Consider the following 18,751-nt stretch of genomic DNA (forward strand, 5'->3'; position numbering starts at 1 on the left):
CTATTATAAAGACTCTAAAAATTTAAGCACTTGTGCTCTTTCTACATTTGTTAATGCAGTGAATTCTTGTTTAGAAGTTTCAGCTTCACCACCGTGCCATAATATTGCTTCTTCTATTGTACGTGCTCTACCATCGTGCAATAAATTACTATGACCGTTTACAGTTTCAATCAAACCAATTCCCCATAAAGGTGGAGTTCGCCATTCAGTTCCAGTAGCTTTAAAATCTGTAACATTATCTGCTAGACCTTGGCCCATATCGTGTAAAAGTAAATCTGTATATGGTCTAATAGTTTGATTCGCTAATGCTGAAATAGCGTGCGAACCTGTTACAATTTTAGGCTTATGACAAGAAATACATTGCATATTATTAAATAATGTTTTCCCTTCTAACACATCCTGATCATTTACATTACGTCTAGCCGGAACGGCAAGTGCACTAGAGTATAGTGCTACTTTATCTAAATTCTCATCTGTAATTTCAGGAGTCCCTCCGTTGGGAAAGTCATTACAATCAACACCTGTGGGACAGTTCTCATCCATAAAAAGTGACGATGTTATACCTATATCACCAGCAAAAGCTGCTGCCACTTGCTGGCGAATATTTGGTTGATTTGCTTTCCACCCAAAACGCCCAATAGCATTAGACTGAGTTTCAAAATCCCAAACAATGTTCACTTTTCCTGAAATTCCATCACCATCAGCATCAGTTTCATCTGCAAAACTTAGTAATGTACTCTCTTCAATAGCATCAAGCAATCCTAAACCAATCATCTGGTTAGCAACTCTAGGAGATATTTTCAAATCGCTTCCAGGAGCACCGTAAGCTAAATCAGTTAAAGTATAATTAGGTTTCCTTAAGTTCACAGTAGTTCCATCTGCATATACTACTGGTACTGTTTCAAAAAGAATTTTAAAATTACCCTCTGTTTCTGCATTAAGCACAGATTGATCTTGAAGTTGTCCTCCATAAACAGGGTCTGGATAATTAGCTCCATTTTCCTGAATACCTGAAGCACTTAATCTCAATAAAAGGCCGTGATTAATTTCTCCATCAAAAGCTGGCATTCTACCACGTCCATCTTTAAAGTGACAAGCCGAACAAGATTTTGCATTAAAGTATGGTCCTAGTCCATCTCTTGCGGTTGTTGATGCAGGGGCAGTAACCCAATTTTGATTAAATAATGAGTTTCCTGTAAAGAAAAACAAAGCATCATCTCCTTCAAGATTTGCAGCTTGAAATCCAAAAGCATTTTCTGAGACATCAAATATTGTTGTTGCACCACCAGATAATTCTTCTCCATCCTCTGCTGAAAGTGGCACATATACATCTTCATCATTATTACAACTTGTAAAAAACAATACTGAAATTGTAAATAATAAAGGCAAGTATTTTTTCTTCTGAAATGTCATAAATTTATAAAATATAGAAAATCAGAATCTACAAATTAAGTAGATTCTGATTTTTAAACTATCAATGTAATTCTATTATTTATTCTGCTGTAATTGAAAGTCCAATGGCAGACCCACCTTCAACAAAACCATCACCTAAATCCTGTAATGCATTTACTGCAGCTAATACTGCAGGACGTTGTGTAGGGTTAGATATCGCTAAATCAAATGGAATTCCAGTTGCATCAACAGCCGCCTCAGCGCTAGCTAATAAAGCTGAAACCTCTGCACCTAAAGTTGGATTCTCCTCCGTAATTAAATCTTCAAATGAAGCCCCACTAATAACTCCGTAACTACCTCTAAAAACGTTTGCAATACCTTCAAGATTTAAACGAATATCACGGTGTGTATTATCACTAAAACAAGAATGTTCATCCTCTTGATCTTGGTTATCATAAGCAACAAAAATACGCTCACCACCTAATTCAGATTTAGATAGTGTAGCAATTGCAGTTAACATATTTTTTAATGCAACATCTGTATCAAGACTTAAAAAAGTATTACGATATGCTCCACCTACTTGCCATTCATTAATCATTAATTGCAAATGATCTGTCAATAGATCACCACAAGCAGCTAAATATTGTCTACGTCTGTCTTGATTTGCAGCAGTTCCTCCGTCAATAAAATCAGTATATGGACGTTGTCCAGCTAGCATTTGATCTGGAGCCGTTAAATCTTGTCCCCAAAGTAAAAATTCAATTGCATGGTAACCAACACTAATATTAGCTTCTCCACCTACTTCATTCAATCCTTCTAAAATTGCTTTATCAATTACAGGAAAAGTGGTTGGGTTATTAATAATTCCCGAATTTGCATCACCATCTACATAATCAACATAGTTTTCATCAAGAGGCCAAGCATTTAATAATCCCTCTGGCCCATCACTATCATCAATTGGTCCATTTGCAAAACGATAAGCTTCAGTAGGACCGTAACTTTCTCTAGCTGTTAACCAAGCTGCTTTAGTAGCTGTAAAATTAGACTCCGTTGGGTCTGCAACAAATGTGTTAATAGCATTCTCTAGTGCAGTTGCATCAGTTAATGCGTCATTGTAACTAGCAAATACTATACTCGCATAGTTCTCAGTCACTGAAGATCTCTCAATAGTATTTTCTTGAATTATTACGTTATCGTCATCTGAATCACAAGCAACAAAAGTTGCGGCAAATACAGTTAATAATCCTAGAGCTTTAAGTTGTTTTCTCATCTGTTTTATAATTATCCTTATTTAGACTTGATTTAAATAAAGCGCAAATATATAAAGTGAATACGAATAATCAAAGCTATTTTTATTTATTCTAAATAAGCATAGTGTTGAACACAAGAAATCCACTGGTAATGATTAGTAGATCAACAAATTAAGTAGTACGAATTTTTGGTTATTTTTTCACAAAAAGATAATAACCATTTACTAGAAGTATAGCAACGTTTGTAATAACGATAGGAATACTCACTAATAAAACTCCATAAGTAACAAATAGTGCACAACCTACTGAATTTACTATGCGCAACTTGCGCATATCCTTATTAAAGAAAGATAGTAATACAAAGAAACTTGCAAGGTAACCAACTAGTTCGGTAGGATTAAGCTCCATAAAATATAAAGTTTATTAAAAATATTATTTACAAAAATAGCCCATTTACCCTCCTTCTGAACTCTAATCTAACACAAATAGTAAAATAAAAAATGGTTTAACTTTCATAAATAAAAGTTAAACATTGTTTAATGATAGTAATACTATTATATTTGCGTGGTAAAAAATATTCAGTTTATGAAAGAAGTGATGTCACCTTGGAAACGGTTTATGAGTTTATTAAAACTCGACAAAAAAGATATTCGCCAAATTTTCTATTATGCCATATTCGCTGGTATTGTTGCCCTCTCACTTCCGCTAGGAATACAAGCAATCATTAATCTAATTCAAGGTGCTCAAGTATCTAGTTCTTGGATTGTATTAGTAGTACTTGTAACTCTAGGCGTCGCTTTTCAAGGTATATTACAATTAATGCAGATTCGCATTTTAGAAAATATGCAACAGAAAATATTCACTCGAGCTTCATTTGAATTTGCATACAGATTTCCTAAAATCAAAATGGAAGAATTACGTAATTACTATCCACCAGAATTAGCCAACAGGTTTTTTGATGTTTTGACAATCCAAAAAGGTCTTTCTAAAATATTATTAGACTTTCCTGCTGCAGTTTTACAAATTGTTTTTGGGCTTGCGCTACTTTCATTTTACCACCCTTTCTTTATTATTTATGGTTTTTTACTTGTACTACTAATCTACTTAGTATTCACATTTACCGCAAAAAGAGGGTTAGACACCAGCTTGATGGAGTCTAAAAAGAAATACAAAGTTGTTCACTGGATACAGGAAGTTTCTCGCTCTTTAATTAGTTTCAAACTATCTGGAAGCACTAATTTAGCAATGAATAGAAATGATCATTTAACATCCGATTATTTAGAAGCTCGCGAAAGTCATTTTAGGATTTTAGTTATTCAGTTTATCCAGCTTATTGGTTTCAAGGTTCTTGTTACTGCAGGACTTTTAGTAATAGGTGGTTTATTAGTACTAAATCAAAAAATGAATATTGGGCAATTTGTAGCTGCTGAAATTATCATTCTTTTAGTAATTAGCTCAGTTGAAAAATTAATTCAGGGATTAGAATCCTTTTATGACGTACTTACATCTCTTGAAAAAATAGGCCAAATTGTAGATAAAGAATTAGAAATGCAAGAAGGTGAAAACCCTTTTGATTCACAACAACCTTTTACGGTTGAACTTGAGAACTTAAAATATGTTTCGCAAGAAGGACAAGAAATATTATCAGATATTGACTTTATCATCAATAGTAATGACCGTATTTTATTTGATGGAGCTTCGGGAAGTGGTAAAACAACTTTGCTAAAAATACTATCTGGGCTTATCAGGCCAACAAGTGGTTCATTATATATTAATGATGTTTCTATCAAAGGAATTTGGCCCAATAAATACAGAGCAAACATAGGTCAAGTATTACCTGATCAACTTCCGTTTGAAGGAACTATTTTAGAAAACATCACTTTTGGTCGTAAGGATATTTCTCAAGAACACTTACATAATGTACTTAGAGAAGTGGGCTTAAACAGTTTTATTAAACAGCAACCTAACGGAATAAATACACTCTTATATCCTGAAGGACAACAAATTCCGTTTACCGTATCAAAGCGAATTGTTCTTGCTCGTGCAATTATTCACAGCCCTAAACTTCTGTTACTTAAAGATCCTTTAGAGCATTTTGAAAAAGAAGAGACTGAAAAAATTATAACTTATCTAACAGCTCCAGAAAGACCTTGGGCACTTGTAGTTTCAAGCCGAAATGTGCAATGGAAAAAGCACTGTGGACAAACCATTAAAATTTCAGAAGGAATAATAACATCTAAAAACAGTACAAATGCTTAATATTTCTCATAACCAATTAAATAAAAAGGTTTCGCTGGAAGGGTACACATCTTTCAACAAAGTATTTAAGTCTAAATACAACAACTTATTTAGCAGATTTCTTGGAGTATTTGCGATTATTGTAATTATTATCCTGTTTTTACCGTGGACTCAAAATGTTAGCGGAAACGGTTTTGTTACCACATTAACACCAGATCAAAGACCTCAAACTATCCAATCTCCTATTCCTGGAAGATTAGAAAAGTGGTTTGTAAAGGAAGGTGATTTTGTCACCAAAGGAGATACCATTTTATTTATTTCGGAAATAAAAACCGAATATCAAGATCCACGATTAGTGGAGCGCACTAATCAACAAAGAGATGCTAAAAGCAGATCGGTTGGATCTTATAAAGAAAAAATAAAAGCACTTGAAAACCAAGTTGGAGCACTTACAAACGAACGCCAATTAAAGTTATCTCAAGCGCAAAACAAACTCAAACAATCGCGTTATAAGGTAAAAAGTGATAGTATTGATTTTCAAGCAGCTAAAACTAATTTAGAAATTGCGCAACGCCAGTTTGACCGTACAGTTACCTTACAAAACGAAGGCTTAAAAGCAATGACTGATGTTGAATCTAAACGATTAAAACTACAAGAAACTCAGGCGAAATTAATAGGACAAGAAAATAAATTACTGGCTAGTAAGAACGAAATTATTAATGCACAATTAGAAATAAACCGCATTAGTGCTGAGTATGCAGATAAAATATCTAAGTCGAGAAGCGATCGTTTTACAGCAGAATCAAATCAATTTGAGGCTGAAGCACAAGTTTCTAAATTAGAGAATCAATCTGCTAATTATGAAATTCGAAATGCTATGTATTATATAACTGCTCCACAAAATGGTTACATAAATAAAGCTATAAAAGGTGGTCTTGGCGAGACTTTTAAAGAAGGGGAACGTCTTGTAGGTATTATGCCTTCTAACTATGACCTTGCTGTTGAAACTTTTGTAGACCCCATCGATTTACCTTTAATGCACATAGGTGAAAATGTTCGAATTCAATTTGATGGTTGGCCTGCAATTTTCTTTAGTGGTTGGCCTAATGCTTCATTTGGAACCTACGCAGGTAAAGTTGTAGCAATCGAAACATTTATTAGTGAAAACGGAAAATTCAGAATGTTAATTGCTCCAGACACAGAAGAAAATGAGTGGCCTAAAAATGTTCGAGTAGGATCTGGAGCATACACTATTTCATTACTAGAAGATGTGCCTATTTGGTTTGAAATATGGAGACAACTTAATGGCTTCCCTCCTAACTATTACACACCAGAAACCACTGGTACTAAAACTGCAAAAAAATGATAAAAAGCATATTTAACCATACATTATTAATGCTTTGTTTGTTTTTATCCGAAATATTAATAGGGCAAACAACGGCAACAAATTTACAAAACACCCTCACTTTTGAAGAGTATTTGGGTTATGTGAAGATGCACCACCCTTTAATGAAACAAGCTGAACTCACTTTAAAAATGGGTGAAGCTAACTTACTAAAATCTAGAGGTGGTTTCGACCCTAAAATTGAAGTGGATTACGATCGTAAGAAGTTTAAAGACACAGAGTATTACGATCAATTAAACGCAACATTCAAATTACCTACTTGGTACGGAATAGAGTTTAAGGCTAATTTTGAAGAAAATTCAGGACAGTTTTTAAACCCAAGTTTAACTGTTCCTGAAGATGGATTGTATAGTGCTGGAGTTTCGTTTTCATTAGCCCAAGGGTTACTAATAAACGAACGAATGGCCACTTTAAAGCAAGCACGTTTTTTTAAAGAACAAACTAAAGCTGATAGAGATTTATTAGTCAACAACCTTTTATTTGAAGCGAGTCAAGCTTATTTTAATTGGATTGAAGCTACTAATGAACAAACCATTTATCAAAATTTTTTAGACAACGCTACTACTAGACTTAAAGCTATAGAGCGCAGTGTAGAAACCGGAGACAAAGCTGCAATAGACATTACAGAAGCTCGTATAATTTTACAAACTCGACAATTAAACTTAGAAGCTGCTACATTAAAAAAACAAAAAGCAGTTTTAGCAGCTAGCAACTTTATTTGGTTAAACGACATCCCAATGGAAATTGAAAGTACAATCTCTCCATCATTGCCTTCAATTGAAACTTTAGAAACATCCCTTTTAATAGATGGTATTACTAATATAGAAATGGTATTAGCGACACATCCAAAATTGAAAAGTTTAGACGCGAAAATTGAAAGTTTACATGTGGCTAGATCTTTAAAACGAAACAAGCTTCTGCCAAAACTTGATCTACAATATAATTTTCTATCACAAGATTACGATCAACTTAATAATTTTAACACAGCAAATTATAAAGCGTTTGTCAATTTTAGTATCCCTTTATTTTTAAGGAAAGAGCGAGGTGATGTACAATTAGCTACATTGAAAATAAATGATGTTTCATTTGAAAGAAAATCAACAAACTTAGCTCTCAAAAATAAAATTGAAGCCACACAAGCCGAAATAGTTTCACTAGAAAAACAAACACTATTAATTGATTCGATTGTTACAGACTACATTGCTTTAGTGAATGCAGAAGAACGCAAATTTAGCTTAGGAGAAAGCTCGTTATTTTTAATAAATTCAAGAGAGCAAAAATTGATTGATGCCCAATTAAAAGAAAATAAATTACAAGTTAAAAACCTGTATGCAACTGCTAATTTATACAACGCTTTAGGGATTGTTGAACCTATTTTAACTAACTAAAATTACATATAAATCTTAAAATTAATATAAATACTTTTTAAGATGAAAGTAATACTATTATATTTGTCTGATAAATGCAAGCACTTAATATAAATATCACGATTGAACCACACTTTTTCACTAAGGATCCCGCTTCTACGGACTTAGGTAAAAAAATTGTGCGTCATAGTATTGAAATGATTAACGAATTAGGTTTCGAAGCATTTACATTTAGAAAACTTGGTGTAGCGATAGGATCTAACGAAAGTTCGATATATCGTTATTTTGAAAGCAAGCACGCATTATTAGTTTATTTAATAAATTGGTATTGGAGTTGGATTGAGTACAAACTAGTCTTTGTAACTACTAATATACCTTCGGCTAAAGAAAAATTAAATAATGCTATTGTTCTTCTAACACAAGAAACAATAGAAGATACTAATGTGTCTTTTATTAATGAGGTATTGTTACATAAAATTATTATTTCAGAATCATCTAAAGCATACCACACTTGCGATATTGATGCTGAAAATGAGAAAGGATTTTACAAAACCTATAAACGAGTTGTACAACGTGTTAGCAGTATGGTTCTTGAAATCAACCCTTCCTTTGAATTTCCTCATATGCTAGTTTCTACAGTTATTGAAGGAGCTCATCATCAGCGTTATTTTTCAGAACACATTCCTGCTTTAACAGACGTAGTTAAAGGTAAAAATAACATTGTTCGTTTTTACACAGATTTAGTATTTAAGTCAATTTCGTAATGAGAGAACAGCAAGAACATATTTCAATAGTTAACTATGCGATGATAATCGTTATGGTTTTTGGAGTCATGTTTTTATCTACATTTCAAACGATATCCCTTTTATTAGATATCAATGTAGATAACATTGCTATGAGTGCTGAGGAGGAACCTGAAGAGGAAAAACGTACAGAGAAAAAAATTAAAGACATTAGAATAAGCCCAAGTTCAAATACGGACTTAACTGATAATGCTCCATATACCGCGTTAAAATCACTTTTTAAAGCTGATGAAAACGTATTGGATTATACCTTAGAAATACAAATCCCCCCTCCTAAATACGTATAGTTGAAATTTTAGTTTAGCATTAATACTAATGTTAAACAACGTTCCTTCCATTACAGGGAGAACAATTTTTAGCTTATTAACTAATGCGACTTCGTTAAATAAAACAGAAGCGCATTATATCATTTTACGTATGAATAATTCAAACCCATTTAAAAATTTTAAGTCGGATATTCCGGCTAGTATTGTAGTATTTTTTGTTGCCCTCCCATTATGCCTTGGTATTGCATTAGCTAGTGGAGCACCATTATTCTCAGGTCTAATTGCTGGAATTATTGGTGGTGTTGTTGTGGGATCTTTAAGTGGATCACCATTAGGGGTAAGTGGACCAGCAGCGGGTCTTGCTGCAATTGTATTAACCGCAATAGGCTCTCTAGGCGGATTTGAAAACTTCCTTTTAGCTGTTGTTCTTGGAGGTGTAATTCAAATAATTTTTGGTTTTTTAAAAGCCGGAGTAATTGGATATTATTTTCCTTCTTCAGTAATTAAAGGGATGCTAACTGGAATTGGAATTATTATTATTCTAAAACAAATTCCACACTTTTTTGGATATGATGCAGATCCAGAAGGAGATTTCGCATTTTTCCAAATAGATGGAGAAAATACTTTTTCTGAAATTTTCAACACATTTAACTTCATTAGTCCAGGAGCAACTATTATAGCAATAATTGGACTTGGTATTTTATTATTATGGAGTAACTACCTTTCTAAAAAAGGAAAAATTTTCACTTTAATCCAAGGACCGCTTGTTGCTGTTGCTGCAGGTATTATCTATTTTATTGTTACTAAGGATAATGAAACTTGGGGTATTTCATCTGAACATTTAGTTAGTGTTCCAGTACCAGATAGTGTAGATTCATTTTTAGGACAATTCAGCTCACCTAATTTTGGTGCTATTACAAATCCTGCAATATGGGTTACTGCATTTACAATAGCACTTGTAGCAAGTTTAGAAACACTATTGTGTGTTGAAGCTACTGATAAATTAGACCCTAGAAAAAGAGTAACACCCACAAATCGCGAATTACTTGCTCAAGGAGCTGGTAATATTTTATCAGGTATGGTAGGTGGATTACCAATTACACAAGTAATTGTACGTAGTTCAGCAAATATCCAATCTGGAGGTAAAACAAAAATGTCAGCTATTATTCACGGTGGATTATTATTGATATCAGTAATATTAATTCCTAATCTATTAAACAAAATACCACTTTCAGTATTAGCAGCTATATTATTAATTGTAGGGTACAAACTTGCAAAACCTGCACTTTTCAAGCAAATGTATCAGTTAGGATGGAAACAATTTGTTCCTTTTATTGTTACTGTAGTAGGTATTGTTTTTACAGACTTGCTTGTTGGAATTGGTTTAGGACTTGCTGTAGGTATTGTTGTTATTCTTATTAAGAGTTTCCAGAATTCACATTTCTTACATATTGAAGACAAGAGTAATGGGGTTCATAAAATTAAAATGACACTAGCCGAAGAAGTAACTTTCTTCAATAAAGGAGCTATTTTAAAGGAGTTAGACAGTTTACCTCGTGATACGTTTTTAGAATTAGATGTTAGAAAAACACGATTTTTAGACAATGATATTGTAGAAATTCTTGAAGATTTTTCTGAAAAAGCAAGAAACAGAAATATTGATATTACGATTATTTCAGAAAGAGGAAGTGTAACGAACCCTGATAGTTTTATCCAGTTTTTCAAATTGAGACCAAAAACAGCTTAATCAAAAACGGAAATTATGAATTCAGATAAAACAACATCGAAGTATAAGTTTTTGGTACTAATTGATAAATCAAAAGCATCGTATAACGGACTCAAAAATGCTGTTAGCCTTGCTAAATTAATTAACGGTAGTATTGATATATTGCAAGTAACATCACCTACAAGCGTTGTTACTCAGGAAAATCAAATTGCTTCAATGGCAGCTATAGGTGAAGAAGCTTCAAAGCAAAAAAAAGAGCTTCAGCAACTTGTTGATACCATTGCAAACAAAGATAAGAATGTAGCGATTAACTATAGTTTTACTATCGGAAACGTGAAAAACGAAATCAAAAAGCATATAGATAAAACGAAGCCAGACATCATCGTTTTAGGAAAGCGCAAAAACAAGATCATAAACATTTTGGGAGATCAAGTAACTGAAGAATTGCTTAAAACTCATAATGGTGGAATATTAATATGTAGCAAAAAAGAAGTTCCTACTTCATATAGCGATCAATCTATTGGATTTTTAAATAACCATTACGGATTAGAAAAGCTATCATTTGTTGAAGATATTAGAAGGCTTACCGAAAAACCTTTGAAAATATTTAGAAACAAGGATCCTGGTAACTTAACTAATGTAGATTTAACTTTAGAATCTGGCAGTACCCAAACAGCTAACAAGGATAACATTATCTTTGAGTTTGACGCAAATAAAAGCACGGATGATATGGCTAATTTTATTTCAAAAAACAATCTAGCCTTGTTATGTATAAATAATAATGAGGAAAAAAATCAATCTTTTTTAAGTACATTAAACAATACTTTAACAAAAACAATCGAAAAAACGAACACTCCCGTTCTAGTATTAAACAACAACTAAAAATAAATTATATGAAAGCACATACTAAAGAAACTCAAGCAACAATGACACCTGCTAAAGCGGTGCAATTTTTAAAAGAAGGAAACGAGCGTTTTCAACAAAACTTAAAAGCAAATCGTAATTTACTAGAACAAGTTAATGATACATCAGATGGTCAATATCCATTTGCTACTATTCTAAGTTGTATTGACTCTAGAGTTTCAGCAGAGCTAGTATTTGACCAAGGATTAGGTGATATTTTTAGTATTCGTATTGCTGGAAATTTTGTGAATGAAGATATCCTAGGTAGTATGGAGTTTGGTTGTAAACTAGCAGGTACTAAAGTAATTGTAGTTTTAGGCCATACAGCTTGTGGAGCAATCAAAGGAGCTTGCGATCACGCGAGACTAGGTAATCTAACTGCACTTATCAATAAAATTGAGCCTGCAGTAGAAGCAGTAAAAGAACCTGCTGACGAAAGCTTAAGAAATTCTAAAAACATGGAATTTGTTGATGAAGTTTCTGCTAAAAATGTTTTAATGACTATCGAAAACATTCGTTCAAGAAGTGAAGTTCTTGCCGAAATGGAGAAAAATGGAGAGATTACTATTGTAGGTGGAATGTATGACATTTCAACAGGAGTTGTAGATTTCTACTAAATACTTCGCAAATATATACTTCTAAAAACCACGCTATTTGCGTGGTTTTTTTTATTTGTAATTATTAAGATTAAAACAGAAAAAACCATCCTACTGTTAAAACTTATGTCATAAAATTTCTTCATATTAACTTGTCTGTTTGATAATTAATCCTAGTTTTGGTAAACCAATTTGGTTAACCAATTATAAATATCTCTAAAAATGCCAATTAAGACAGCCATATTTTACCTTTTAATAATTACCAGCGGATTATTTATTTCCTGCGACAAAGCCAATAACAATGGAACTTTAGTAGAAGATATATCAGCATTTAACAATGCTGTTTCTAATGCTAAACCTGGTGATGTTATTATATTAAAAAATGGAATTTGGAAAGATGCTGAATTAATTTTTAAAGGAGAAGGAACTGAAAAAAAACCTATAACTCTTAAAGCAGAAATTGCTGGAGAAGTATTTATAGAAGGTGTTTCTAACTTACAAATTAGCGGTAATCACTTAGAAGTACATGGCTTGTTTTTCAGAAATGGACATTCTCCTTCTGAAAATGTTATTTCATTTAGAACAAATGAAAAAGAGGTTGCAAATTATGCTAAAGTAACAAACTGTGTAATTCTAGACTTTAATAATCTTGAACGAGATCAAGATAATTTATGGGTACAATTTTACGGAAAACACAATGAATTAAGTAATTGTTATATCGCTGGAAAAACGAATGGAGGACCAACCGTAAGAGTTGATTTAAAAGGAAATCAAAGCATAAGAAATTTCCACAAGATTAGTAATAATCATTTTGGACCTAGACCAAGAAAAGGTGGAGCTAGAGGAGAAACAATTCAATTAGGAAGTAGCTTTACATCTATGTCGCCAAGTAATACCACTATCGCAAACAACTTATTTGAAGAGTGTAATGGTGAAGTTGAAATTATTTCAAGTAAGACAAATTTTAATATCATTAAAAACAATGTGTTTTACAAAAGCGAAGGCTCTGTAGTTACTCGTCACGGAAATTATGTTACTATCGATGGAAACTACTTTATTGGTGATGGGGTAAACGAGCAATATGGAGGTATTCGTATTATTAACACGGGTCATTGGGTTACAAATAACCTTTTCTACAAATTGAAAGGAAAGAGTTTTAGAAGTCCTTTAGCAGTAATGAATGGTATTCCTAAATCGCCATTAAATAGATACAACCAAGTTACAGATGTTGTGGTTGCCTACAATACTTATGTTGATTCAAGCTCGCCTTGGCAGTTTGGGGTAGGTACAAATATTGCACAAGCCGATGTTTTACCAAAATCTGAAATTCGTTCTGCAAGACCTTTAAGAACTGAGGTCGTAAACAACGTAATTTATAATTCAGAAGGAGATCCAAATCCTATTATTGAACACGATAAAGCAGACGGAGTTACTTTTGAAAGTAATATTATTTATAACAACGGAGTAGCAATAGCAAATGATCACGGTTTAATAGCAAAAGAATTAAGTTTAACTGAAATAGGGAAAGACCTTTCAGTTCCTATAACTGGGTTTGATGATGTAGTCATTTACGAGGGTTTCGACTTTGAGTCTATCACAAACGATTTATTAGGTAATTCTAGAAATGAATCAAATAAAATTGGAGCAATTTTAAATGCAGCAAATGTAAATTTAGACCTACTAGATAAATCGAAATATGGTGCATATTGGTTTTCTGATGTAAAAGAATCTAAGGAAGTAAAAACATTTAATGTAAAATCTACTGAAGCATTAGTTACTGCACTTAATGAAGCTGAAAGCGGAGATATTATTAACTTAATTAATGAAACTTACCAACTTCCTAAATCTTTAGTGATTAATAAAACAATCACTATTAAATCTGAAGGCAAAGCCGAAATAATATATAACGGTGCAGCAAGTACTCCGGCAATAGAATTACATCCTTACGGAAAATTAACACTTCAAAATATAAACCTAAAAGGGACTACTACTCAATTTGCTTTTGCGAGTTTGAAAGAAAATATGTCTAATCATTTTGGACTAGCTGTTATTGATTCTGAAATTAGCAATTTCAATTATGCTTTGAAGGTTTACAAACAGTCTTTTTCTGAAGAAATCATTTTTAAAAATACAACAATTTCTAATTGTGAAAACGGAATAGAATTATCCGAAGAAACAAATGACAGAGGAGATTATAACACAGAGTATTTAACTATTGATAACTGCCTATTTACAGATATAAAACAAAACGTAATAGACTACTACAGAGGCGGATATGATGAGTCCACCATAGGCGGAAACCTTTTAGTTACCAACAGTACATTTACTAATTGTGGCGCAAAAGAGCAAAATAAAACTCTTCTAAACCATAGAGGTATTATTAACGTTAACATTACTAAAAACACCTTCGAAAACAATCCTGTCCAATTTATATCTACTTTATGGGGAGCGAAAAATAATGTAGCATCTGATAACCAAATTTCTAATTCTGGAAAGATTGCAACCGAAGAGAATTTGAAACAGAAGTTAATGTATTAATAAAACAAAGATGAAAAAATCATTATTTACATTAGTGGCACTTATGGCCATCGTAGCGTGCAAAAATAAAACGGAGAACATTTCCGAAGAAAACATAAAAACAGAAGCTGTTGCAACTTTTCCAAGCGACGTTATTTCGTTTATGGACGAGTGGAAAATATTATTAGGCGATGGCACTTATAAAAACACATTAACAAATTATGAGAAGCAAAATTTCTTCTATGTTGAAAATGAAAATGGCACTGATTGGGTAGTGTACAAAACACCTAATGCCGGAATTACATCTAGAACTTCAAGTAATACAAGGACCGAGTTAGGTCAAAAAGCGCATTGGATTCCTGAAACAGGTGGCAAACTAACTGGTACATTAAAGGTACAACACGTTTCAACCTCTGGAGATGCCAGAGTTGCTGCTTCATATTCTGTGGTGGTAGGTCAAATACATAGCGATGAAGGTCACGAAAATGAACCAATAAAAATATTTTATAAGAAATTTCCAGGGCATACCAAAGGTTCTGTTTTTTGGAACTATGAAATAAATACCAAAGGAGCTAATTCTAAAAGGTGGGACTACTCTACTGCAGTTTGGGGAAATGACATGTCAGTTGTTGGTACAAGTCCAAGCGAATATCCTCAAGAACCTAAAGATGGTATTGAATTAGGAGAAGAGTTTAGTTATGAAATAAATGTTTACAAAGGTATTATGTACCTCACATTTTCAAGCGAGGGTCATGACACAGTAAAGTTTACAAAGAATTTATTGAAATCAGATTTTGCTCAAAAAACTGATATACCTCAACAAATATGGTCGTTATATGCCTCTATAGGTCGTGATGGTGTTGAAAGAGAAAATGCATACGCAGGAGAGATACAATACTTTAAACAAGGTGCGTATAATCAAACCAACGGTAAAAATCCAGAAGATAATATAGTGTGGAGTACGGGTTCAGAAACCTATGGTGGTGACATCGCAAAGCAATATGCAAATGGATGTTATGCAGAAGTTTGGTTTAAAGAAGCAACTGTTGGCGCTGGTAGTGAACCTACTAACAAGTAGTTTTTAACCATGACAAATAGCATTATATATGTAATGGGAGTTTCTGGATGTGGAAAAAGCACCATAGGAAAACTACTAGCCAAAGAATTAAATATTTCATTCTTTGATGGTGATGATTTTCATCCTGAAAGTAATATAAAAAAAATGTCCAATGGCGAATCGCTAAACGACACTGACAGACAAGGCTGGTTAGAAACACTTAATGATTTAGCGAAAAAACAATTGTCTAATGGCGGTTGTGTAATAGCCTGTTCTGCATTAAAACAAAAGTATCGTGATACATTGAGTAACGAAGTTCAAAACGATATTAAATGGGTATTTCTATCAGGATCTATGGAGCAAATTTTTGATAGACTACAAAGTAGATCTAATCATTTTATGCCTTCTGCATTATTAAAATCGCAATTTGATACACTAGAAGAACCTAATGATTCATTAAAAGTTGATATTAGTTTATCTCCAGAAAACATTATTAAAATTATTAAATCAGATATCATGGATACATCTCAATTTGGACTTTTTGGATTAGGTGTTATGGGAAAAAGTTTATGTAGAAACCTAGCCAACAATGGCTTTAAAATATCCATGTACAATAGACATGTTGAAGGTGTTGAAGAAAATGTCGCTCAAAATTTCAAAGCACAGTTTGCTGAGTTGTCAAGTGCAGCTGCTTTTGATGACCTAGCGGCTTTTGTAAATTCTTTGCAACAACCTAGAAAGATTATGTTAATGGTTAATGCAGGTAAAACAATAGACTTTGTAATAGAAGATTTACTCCCACATTTATTTGAAAATGATATTTTAATTGATGGAGGAAATTCTAACTATTTAAAAACTAAAGAACGGTTTGATTATTTAAAAACAAAAGGTATTCACTTTATAGGAACTGGAGTTTCTGGTGGAGAAGAAGGTGCATTAATAGGTCCATCAATAATGCCTAGTGGAGATTTAAACGCTTATAACAATGTAAAACCATTTTTAGAAACGATTGCTGCAAAGGATCAAAATAATTTGCCTTGTTGTACCTATATAGGGCCTGAAGGAAGTGGCCAATTTATTAAAATGGTTCACAATGGTGTAGAGTACGTTGAGATGCAATTACTTGCTGAAGTAAGTTCAATATTAGAACTATCAGGCAGAAATCTGGATGAAGTTGCTAATACTTTAGAGTACTGGAAAACAAGCTCTTATAGTTATTTACTAGAAATCACTATTGACATACTTCGGAAAAAAGAAGGTAATGACTATTTAGTCAAAAAGATCTTAGATAAGGCAGGTAATAAAGGTACCGGAAACTGGACTACAATTGCTTCAGCAGAACTAGGTGTTCCAAGCACTTTAATAGCCTCTGCCCTATTTGCCCGTTATACTTCATTTCATAAAGAAGAGCGAGTTTCAAATGCTGAAAATTTCAGAAACACTAATAATACAATAGGCAATATTAACATTGAAGTCGTACATGAAGCATATCAATTTGCCAGAATAATAAATCATTATCAAGGTTTTAAATTGATCTCTCAAGCATCAAAAACTTATTCTTGGGATTTAAACTTGAGTGAGATTGCTAGAATATGGACTGGCGGTTGCATTATTAAATCTACTTTAATGCAAGAGCTAGTTAGCGTCTTTAAAGAGACGCCAAATATATTGAACGATGCTACATTTATAGCCACACTTAGCCAATACAAACCCTCAATAAAAAAAGTGGTTTCACAATGTGTACTTAATGATATAGCTGTACCCTGTTTAGGTGAATCTATTCAATTTTTTAACGGGATTACAACTAAAAATTCTTCAGCAAATATACTACAAGCCCAGCGTGATTATTTTGGAGCTCACACCTACAAAAGAAACGATGATAATGGAATAATGAATCATCACACCAACTGGAAATAATAACAAACCAACAATAACATTATGGAAGCGTCTGCCCCTAATAAATCATTTTTGAAGAAAATACTAGCCGTCATTTTAGGTTTTGGTCCTGGTATTTTTGCCATAGGTTATACTATAGGTACAGGAAGTGTAACCTCTATGATTGTTGCTGGAAGCAAGTTTAATATGGAGCTTTTATGGGTACTATTGTTAAGCTGTATTTTTTCCGGAGTCTTAATGTTTGCATACGGAAATTATGCTCTTTTAACAGGTGACACAGCGTTGTTTGGGTTTAAAAAACATTTAAAATACGGTAAAGCTTTAGCAATATTAATAATTATAGGGATTACGTTTGGACAATGGAACTCGCTAATGGGTATTTTAGGAATTTCATCAAATATTATATATGAAATACTTGCTATCAATTTTGATGGGTTAGGCGCCTATAAATATGAAACGGTTTTAGCTATTGCAGTTATAATCATTGTAACATTTTACTTATTAATGCTAGTAGGTAAGTATACCTTTTTCGAGAAAATACTTGTTGTTTTTGTTACACTAATGGGGTTCTCTTTTATCCTTTCCTTATGTTTTGTGCAGCCACTACCATTAGATGTGGTTAAAGGATTAATACCAACTATTCCTGATGTTCCTGGAGGAAAAATGCTAGTCGCAGCGTTTGTGGGGACTACTATGGCTTCAGCTACGTTTTTATCACGCCCATTATTTGTAAAAGGAAAAGGTTGGACTATTAAAAATTTAAACCAACAAAAGAAAGATTCTATTACGGCTGCTATGCTAATTTTTGTTATTAGTGGAGTTATTATGGCTGTAGCTGCAGGAGCTTTATATTATCAAGGAAAAGAAGTTACACAAGTACTAGATATGGCGAACACTTTAGAGCCAGTTGCTGGTAAATGGGCTGTAACTATTTTCTTTTTTGGAGCGCTTAGTGCAGGCTTGTCATCTATTTTTCCATGTTTATTAATCGCACCATTATTAGTAGCAGATTATCAATCTGGAACTTTAGACACTAGCTCACGCCAGTTTAGAGTTATTACTGGTATTGCTTGTTTTGTAGCACTAATTGGCCCTGCTTTTGGTGCAAATCCTGTTGAAGTTCAAATCCTGTCACAAGTATTTAACGTGTTTGTACTGCCCGCTGTAGTACTAGGAATTATTCTAATGCTTAGCAGTAAAAAAGTAATGAAAGATTACAAAACTAGCACGGGAGTTTACATCGGGTTATATGCTGCTCTATTTTTCGCACTAGTCATATCATATACTGGAATAGTGGCATTGTTAGAGTATTTCTAGGAATCAATTAAAATAAAA

At 33.0% G+C, this 18,751-nt stretch carries 15 protein-coding genes; 12 read left to right on the forward strand and 3 right to left on the reverse strand.

What is annotated here, in order from left to right; translation table 11 throughout:
- Nucleotides 1–3: 3 nt before the first annotated feature.
- The 3 genes from GBH57_RS00855 to GBH57_RS00865 all read right to left on the reverse strand — a co-directional run bounded on the left by GBH57_RS00855 (nucleotide 4) and on the right by GBH57_RS00865 (nucleotide 3,050).
- The gene (locus GBH57_RS00855; protein ID WP_151672162.1) at nucleotides 4–1,413 is read right to left on the reverse strand and encodes a di-heme oxidoreductase family protein; all 1,410 of its coding nucleotides are present in this window, start codon (nucleotides 1,411–1,413) and stop codon (nucleotides 4–6) included.
- Between the two features lie 79 nt (nucleotides 1,414–1,492).
- Nucleotides 1,493–2,662: an imelysin family protein gene (locus GBH57_RS00860; protein ID WP_151672163.1), complete on the reverse strand. Its 1,170-nt coding sequence runs from the start codon at nucleotides 2,660–2,662 to the stop codon at nucleotides 1,493–1,495.
- Between the two features lie 172 nt (nucleotides 2,663–2,834).
- On the reverse strand, nucleotides 2,835–3,050 hold the full coding sequence (locus GBH57_RS00865; protein ID WP_151672164.1) for a YgjV family protein: 216 nt from the start codon (nucleotides 3,048–3,050) through the stop codon (nucleotides 2,835–2,837).
- A gap of 177 nt (nucleotides 3,051–3,227) precedes the next feature.
- Between GBH57_RS00865 and GBH57_RS00870 the strand changes: the two genes are divergently transcribed.
- The 12 genes from GBH57_RS00870 to GBH57_RS00925 all read left to right on the forward strand — a co-directional run bounded on the left by GBH57_RS00870 (nucleotide 3,228) and on the right by GBH57_RS00925 (nucleotide 18,733).
- On the forward strand, nucleotides 3,228–4,901 hold the full coding sequence (locus GBH57_RS00870) for a peptidase domain-containing ABC transporter (RefSeq protein WP_151672165.1): 1,674 nt from the start codon (nucleotides 3,228–3,230) through the stop codon (nucleotides 4,899–4,901).
- Nucleotides 4,894–6,246, forward strand: a complete 1,353-nt coding sequence (locus GBH57_RS00875; RefSeq protein ID WP_151672166.1) for an HlyD family secretion protein — start codon at nucleotides 4,894–4,896, stop codon at nucleotides 6,244–6,246. Before GBH57_RS00870 ends, GBH57_RS00875 begins: the two co-directional genes overlap by 8 nt.
- Nucleotides 6,243–7,673 carry a TolC family protein gene (locus GBH57_RS00880; protein WP_235904621.1) on the forward strand — a complete coding sequence of 477 codons (1,431 nt, stop codon included), beginning with the start codon at nucleotides 6,243–6,245 and terminating at the stop codon, nucleotides 7,671–7,673. The genes GBH57_RS00875 and GBH57_RS00880 overlap by 4 nt, the downstream gene beginning before the upstream one ends.
- Before the next feature lie 74 nt (nucleotides 7,674–7,747).
- Complete coding sequence (locus GBH57_RS00885; protein ID WP_151672167.1) at nucleotides 7,748–8,416, forward strand: TetR/AcrR family transcriptional regulator; 669 nt, start codon at nucleotides 7,748–7,750, stop codon at nucleotides 8,414–8,416.
- Nucleotides 8,416–8,742, forward strand: a complete 327-nt coding sequence (locus GBH57_RS00890) for a hypothetical protein (protein ID WP_151672168.1) — start codon at nucleotides 8,416–8,418, stop codon at nucleotides 8,740–8,742. The genes GBH57_RS00885 and GBH57_RS00890 overlap by 1 nt, the downstream gene beginning before the upstream one ends.
- Before the next feature lie 130 nt (nucleotides 8,743–8,872).
- On the forward strand, nucleotides 8,873–10,468 hold the full coding sequence (locus GBH57_RS00895) for a SulP family inorganic anion transporter (protein WP_151672948.1): 1,596 nt from the start codon (nucleotides 8,873–8,875) through the stop codon (nucleotides 10,466–10,468).
- 15 nt (nucleotides 10,469–10,483) lie between these two features.
- The gene (locus GBH57_RS00900) at nucleotides 10,484–11,329 is read left to right on the forward strand and encodes a universal stress protein (RefSeq protein WP_151672169.1); all 846 of its coding nucleotides are present in this window, start codon (nucleotides 10,484–10,486) and stop codon (nucleotides 11,327–11,329) included.
- Nucleotides 11,330–11,340: 11 nt separating this feature from the next.
- Entirely contained in the window at nucleotides 11,341–11,967 is a 627-nt protein-coding gene (locus GBH57_RS00905; protein ID WP_151672170.1) for a carbonic anhydrase family protein, read from the forward strand.
- 201 nt (nucleotides 11,968–12,168) lie between these two features.
- Nucleotides 12,169–14,484 carry a chondroitinase-B domain-containing protein gene (locus GBH57_RS00910; protein WP_151672171.1) on the forward strand — a complete coding sequence of 772 codons (2,316 nt, stop codon included), beginning with the start codon at nucleotides 12,169–12,171 and terminating at the stop codon, nucleotides 14,482–14,484.
- Nucleotides 14,485–14,494: 10 nt separating this feature from the next.
- Entirely contained in the window at nucleotides 14,495–15,541 is a 1,047-nt protein-coding gene (locus GBH57_RS00915; protein WP_151672172.1) for a polysaccharide lyase family 7 protein, read from the forward strand.
- 9 nt (nucleotides 15,542–15,550) lie between these two features.
- Nucleotides 15,551–17,437, forward strand: a complete 1,887-nt coding sequence (gnd, locus tag GBH57_RS00920) for an NADP-dependent phosphogluconate dehydrogenase (protein ID WP_151672173.1) — start codon at nucleotides 15,551–15,553, stop codon at nucleotides 17,435–17,437.
- Between the two features lie 21 nt (nucleotides 17,438–17,458).
- On the forward strand, nucleotides 17,459–18,733 hold the full coding sequence (locus GBH57_RS00925) for an Nramp family divalent metal transporter (protein ID WP_151672174.1): 1,275 nt from the start codon (nucleotides 17,459–17,461) through the stop codon (nucleotides 18,731–18,733).
- Nucleotides 18,734–18,751 lie beyond the last annotated feature (18 nt).

Source organism: Patiriisocius marinus (assembly GCF_008974325.1).
GTDB classification, from domain to species: domain Bacteria; phylum Bacteroidota; class Bacteroidia; order Flavobacteriales; family Flavobacteriaceae; genus Patiriisocius; species Patiriisocius marinus.

What these genes read in the sequence shown, in the direction of transcription:
- GBH57_RS00925 (WP_151672174.1), top strand. Translation starts at nt 17,459, where the DNA reads ATGGAAGCGTCTGCCCCTAATAAATCATTTTTGAAGAAAATACTAGCC.
- GBH57_RS00895 (WP_151672948.1), top strand. Translation starts at nt 8,873, where the DNA reads ATGAATAATTCAAACCCATTTAAAAATTTTAAGTCGGATATTCCGGCT.
- gnd (WP_151672173.1), top strand. Translation starts at nt 15,551, where the DNA reads ATGACAAATAGCATTATATATGTAATGGGAGTTTCTGGATGTGGAAAA.
- GBH57_RS00860 (WP_151672163.1), bottom strand. Translation starts at nt 2,662, where the DNA reads ATGAGAAAACAACTTAAAGCTCTAGGATTATTAACTGTATTTGCCGCA.
- GBH57_RS00865 (WP_151672164.1), bottom strand. Translation starts at nt 3,050, where the DNA reads ATGGAGCTTAATCCTACCGAACTAGTTGGTTACCTTGCAAGTTTCTTT.
- GBH57_RS00885 (WP_151672167.1), top strand. Translation starts at nt 7,748, where the DNA reads ATGCAAGCACTTAATATAAATATCACGATTGAACCACACTTTTTCACT.
- GBH57_RS00905 (WP_151672170.1), top strand. Translation starts at nt 11,341, where the DNA reads ATGAAAGCACATACTAAAGAAACTCAAGCAACAATGACACCTGCTAAA.
- GBH57_RS00900 (WP_151672169.1), top strand. Translation starts at nt 10,484, where the DNA reads ATGAATTCAGATAAAACAACATCGAAGTATAAGTTTTTGGTACTAATT.
- GBH57_RS00875 (WP_151672166.1), top strand. Translation starts at nt 4,894, where the DNA reads ATGCTTAATATTTCTCATAACCAATTAAATAAAAAGGTTTCGCTGGAA.
- GBH57_RS00910 (WP_151672171.1), top strand. Translation starts at nt 12,169, where the DNA reads ATGCCAATTAAGACAGCCATATTTTACCTTTTAATAATTACCAGCGGA.
- GBH57_RS00915 (WP_151672172.1), top strand. Translation starts at nt 14,495, where the DNA reads ATGAAAAAATCATTATTTACATTAGTGGCACTTATGGCCATCGTAGCG.
- GBH57_RS00890 (WP_151672168.1), top strand. Translation starts at nt 8,416, where the DNA reads ATGAGAGAACAGCAAGAACATATTTCAATAGTTAACTATGCGATGATA.
- GBH57_RS00880 (WP_235904621.1), top strand. Translation starts at nt 6,243, where the DNA reads ATGATAAAAAGCATATTTAACCATACATTATTAATGCTTTGTTTGTTT.
- GBH57_RS00870 (WP_151672165.1), top strand. Translation starts at nt 3,228, where the DNA reads ATGAAAGAAGTGATGTCACCTTGGAAACGGTTTATGAGTTTATTAAAA.
- GBH57_RS00855 (WP_151672162.1), bottom strand. Translation starts at nt 1,413, where the DNA reads ATGACATTTCAGAAGAAAAAATACTTGCCTTTATTATTTACAATTTCA.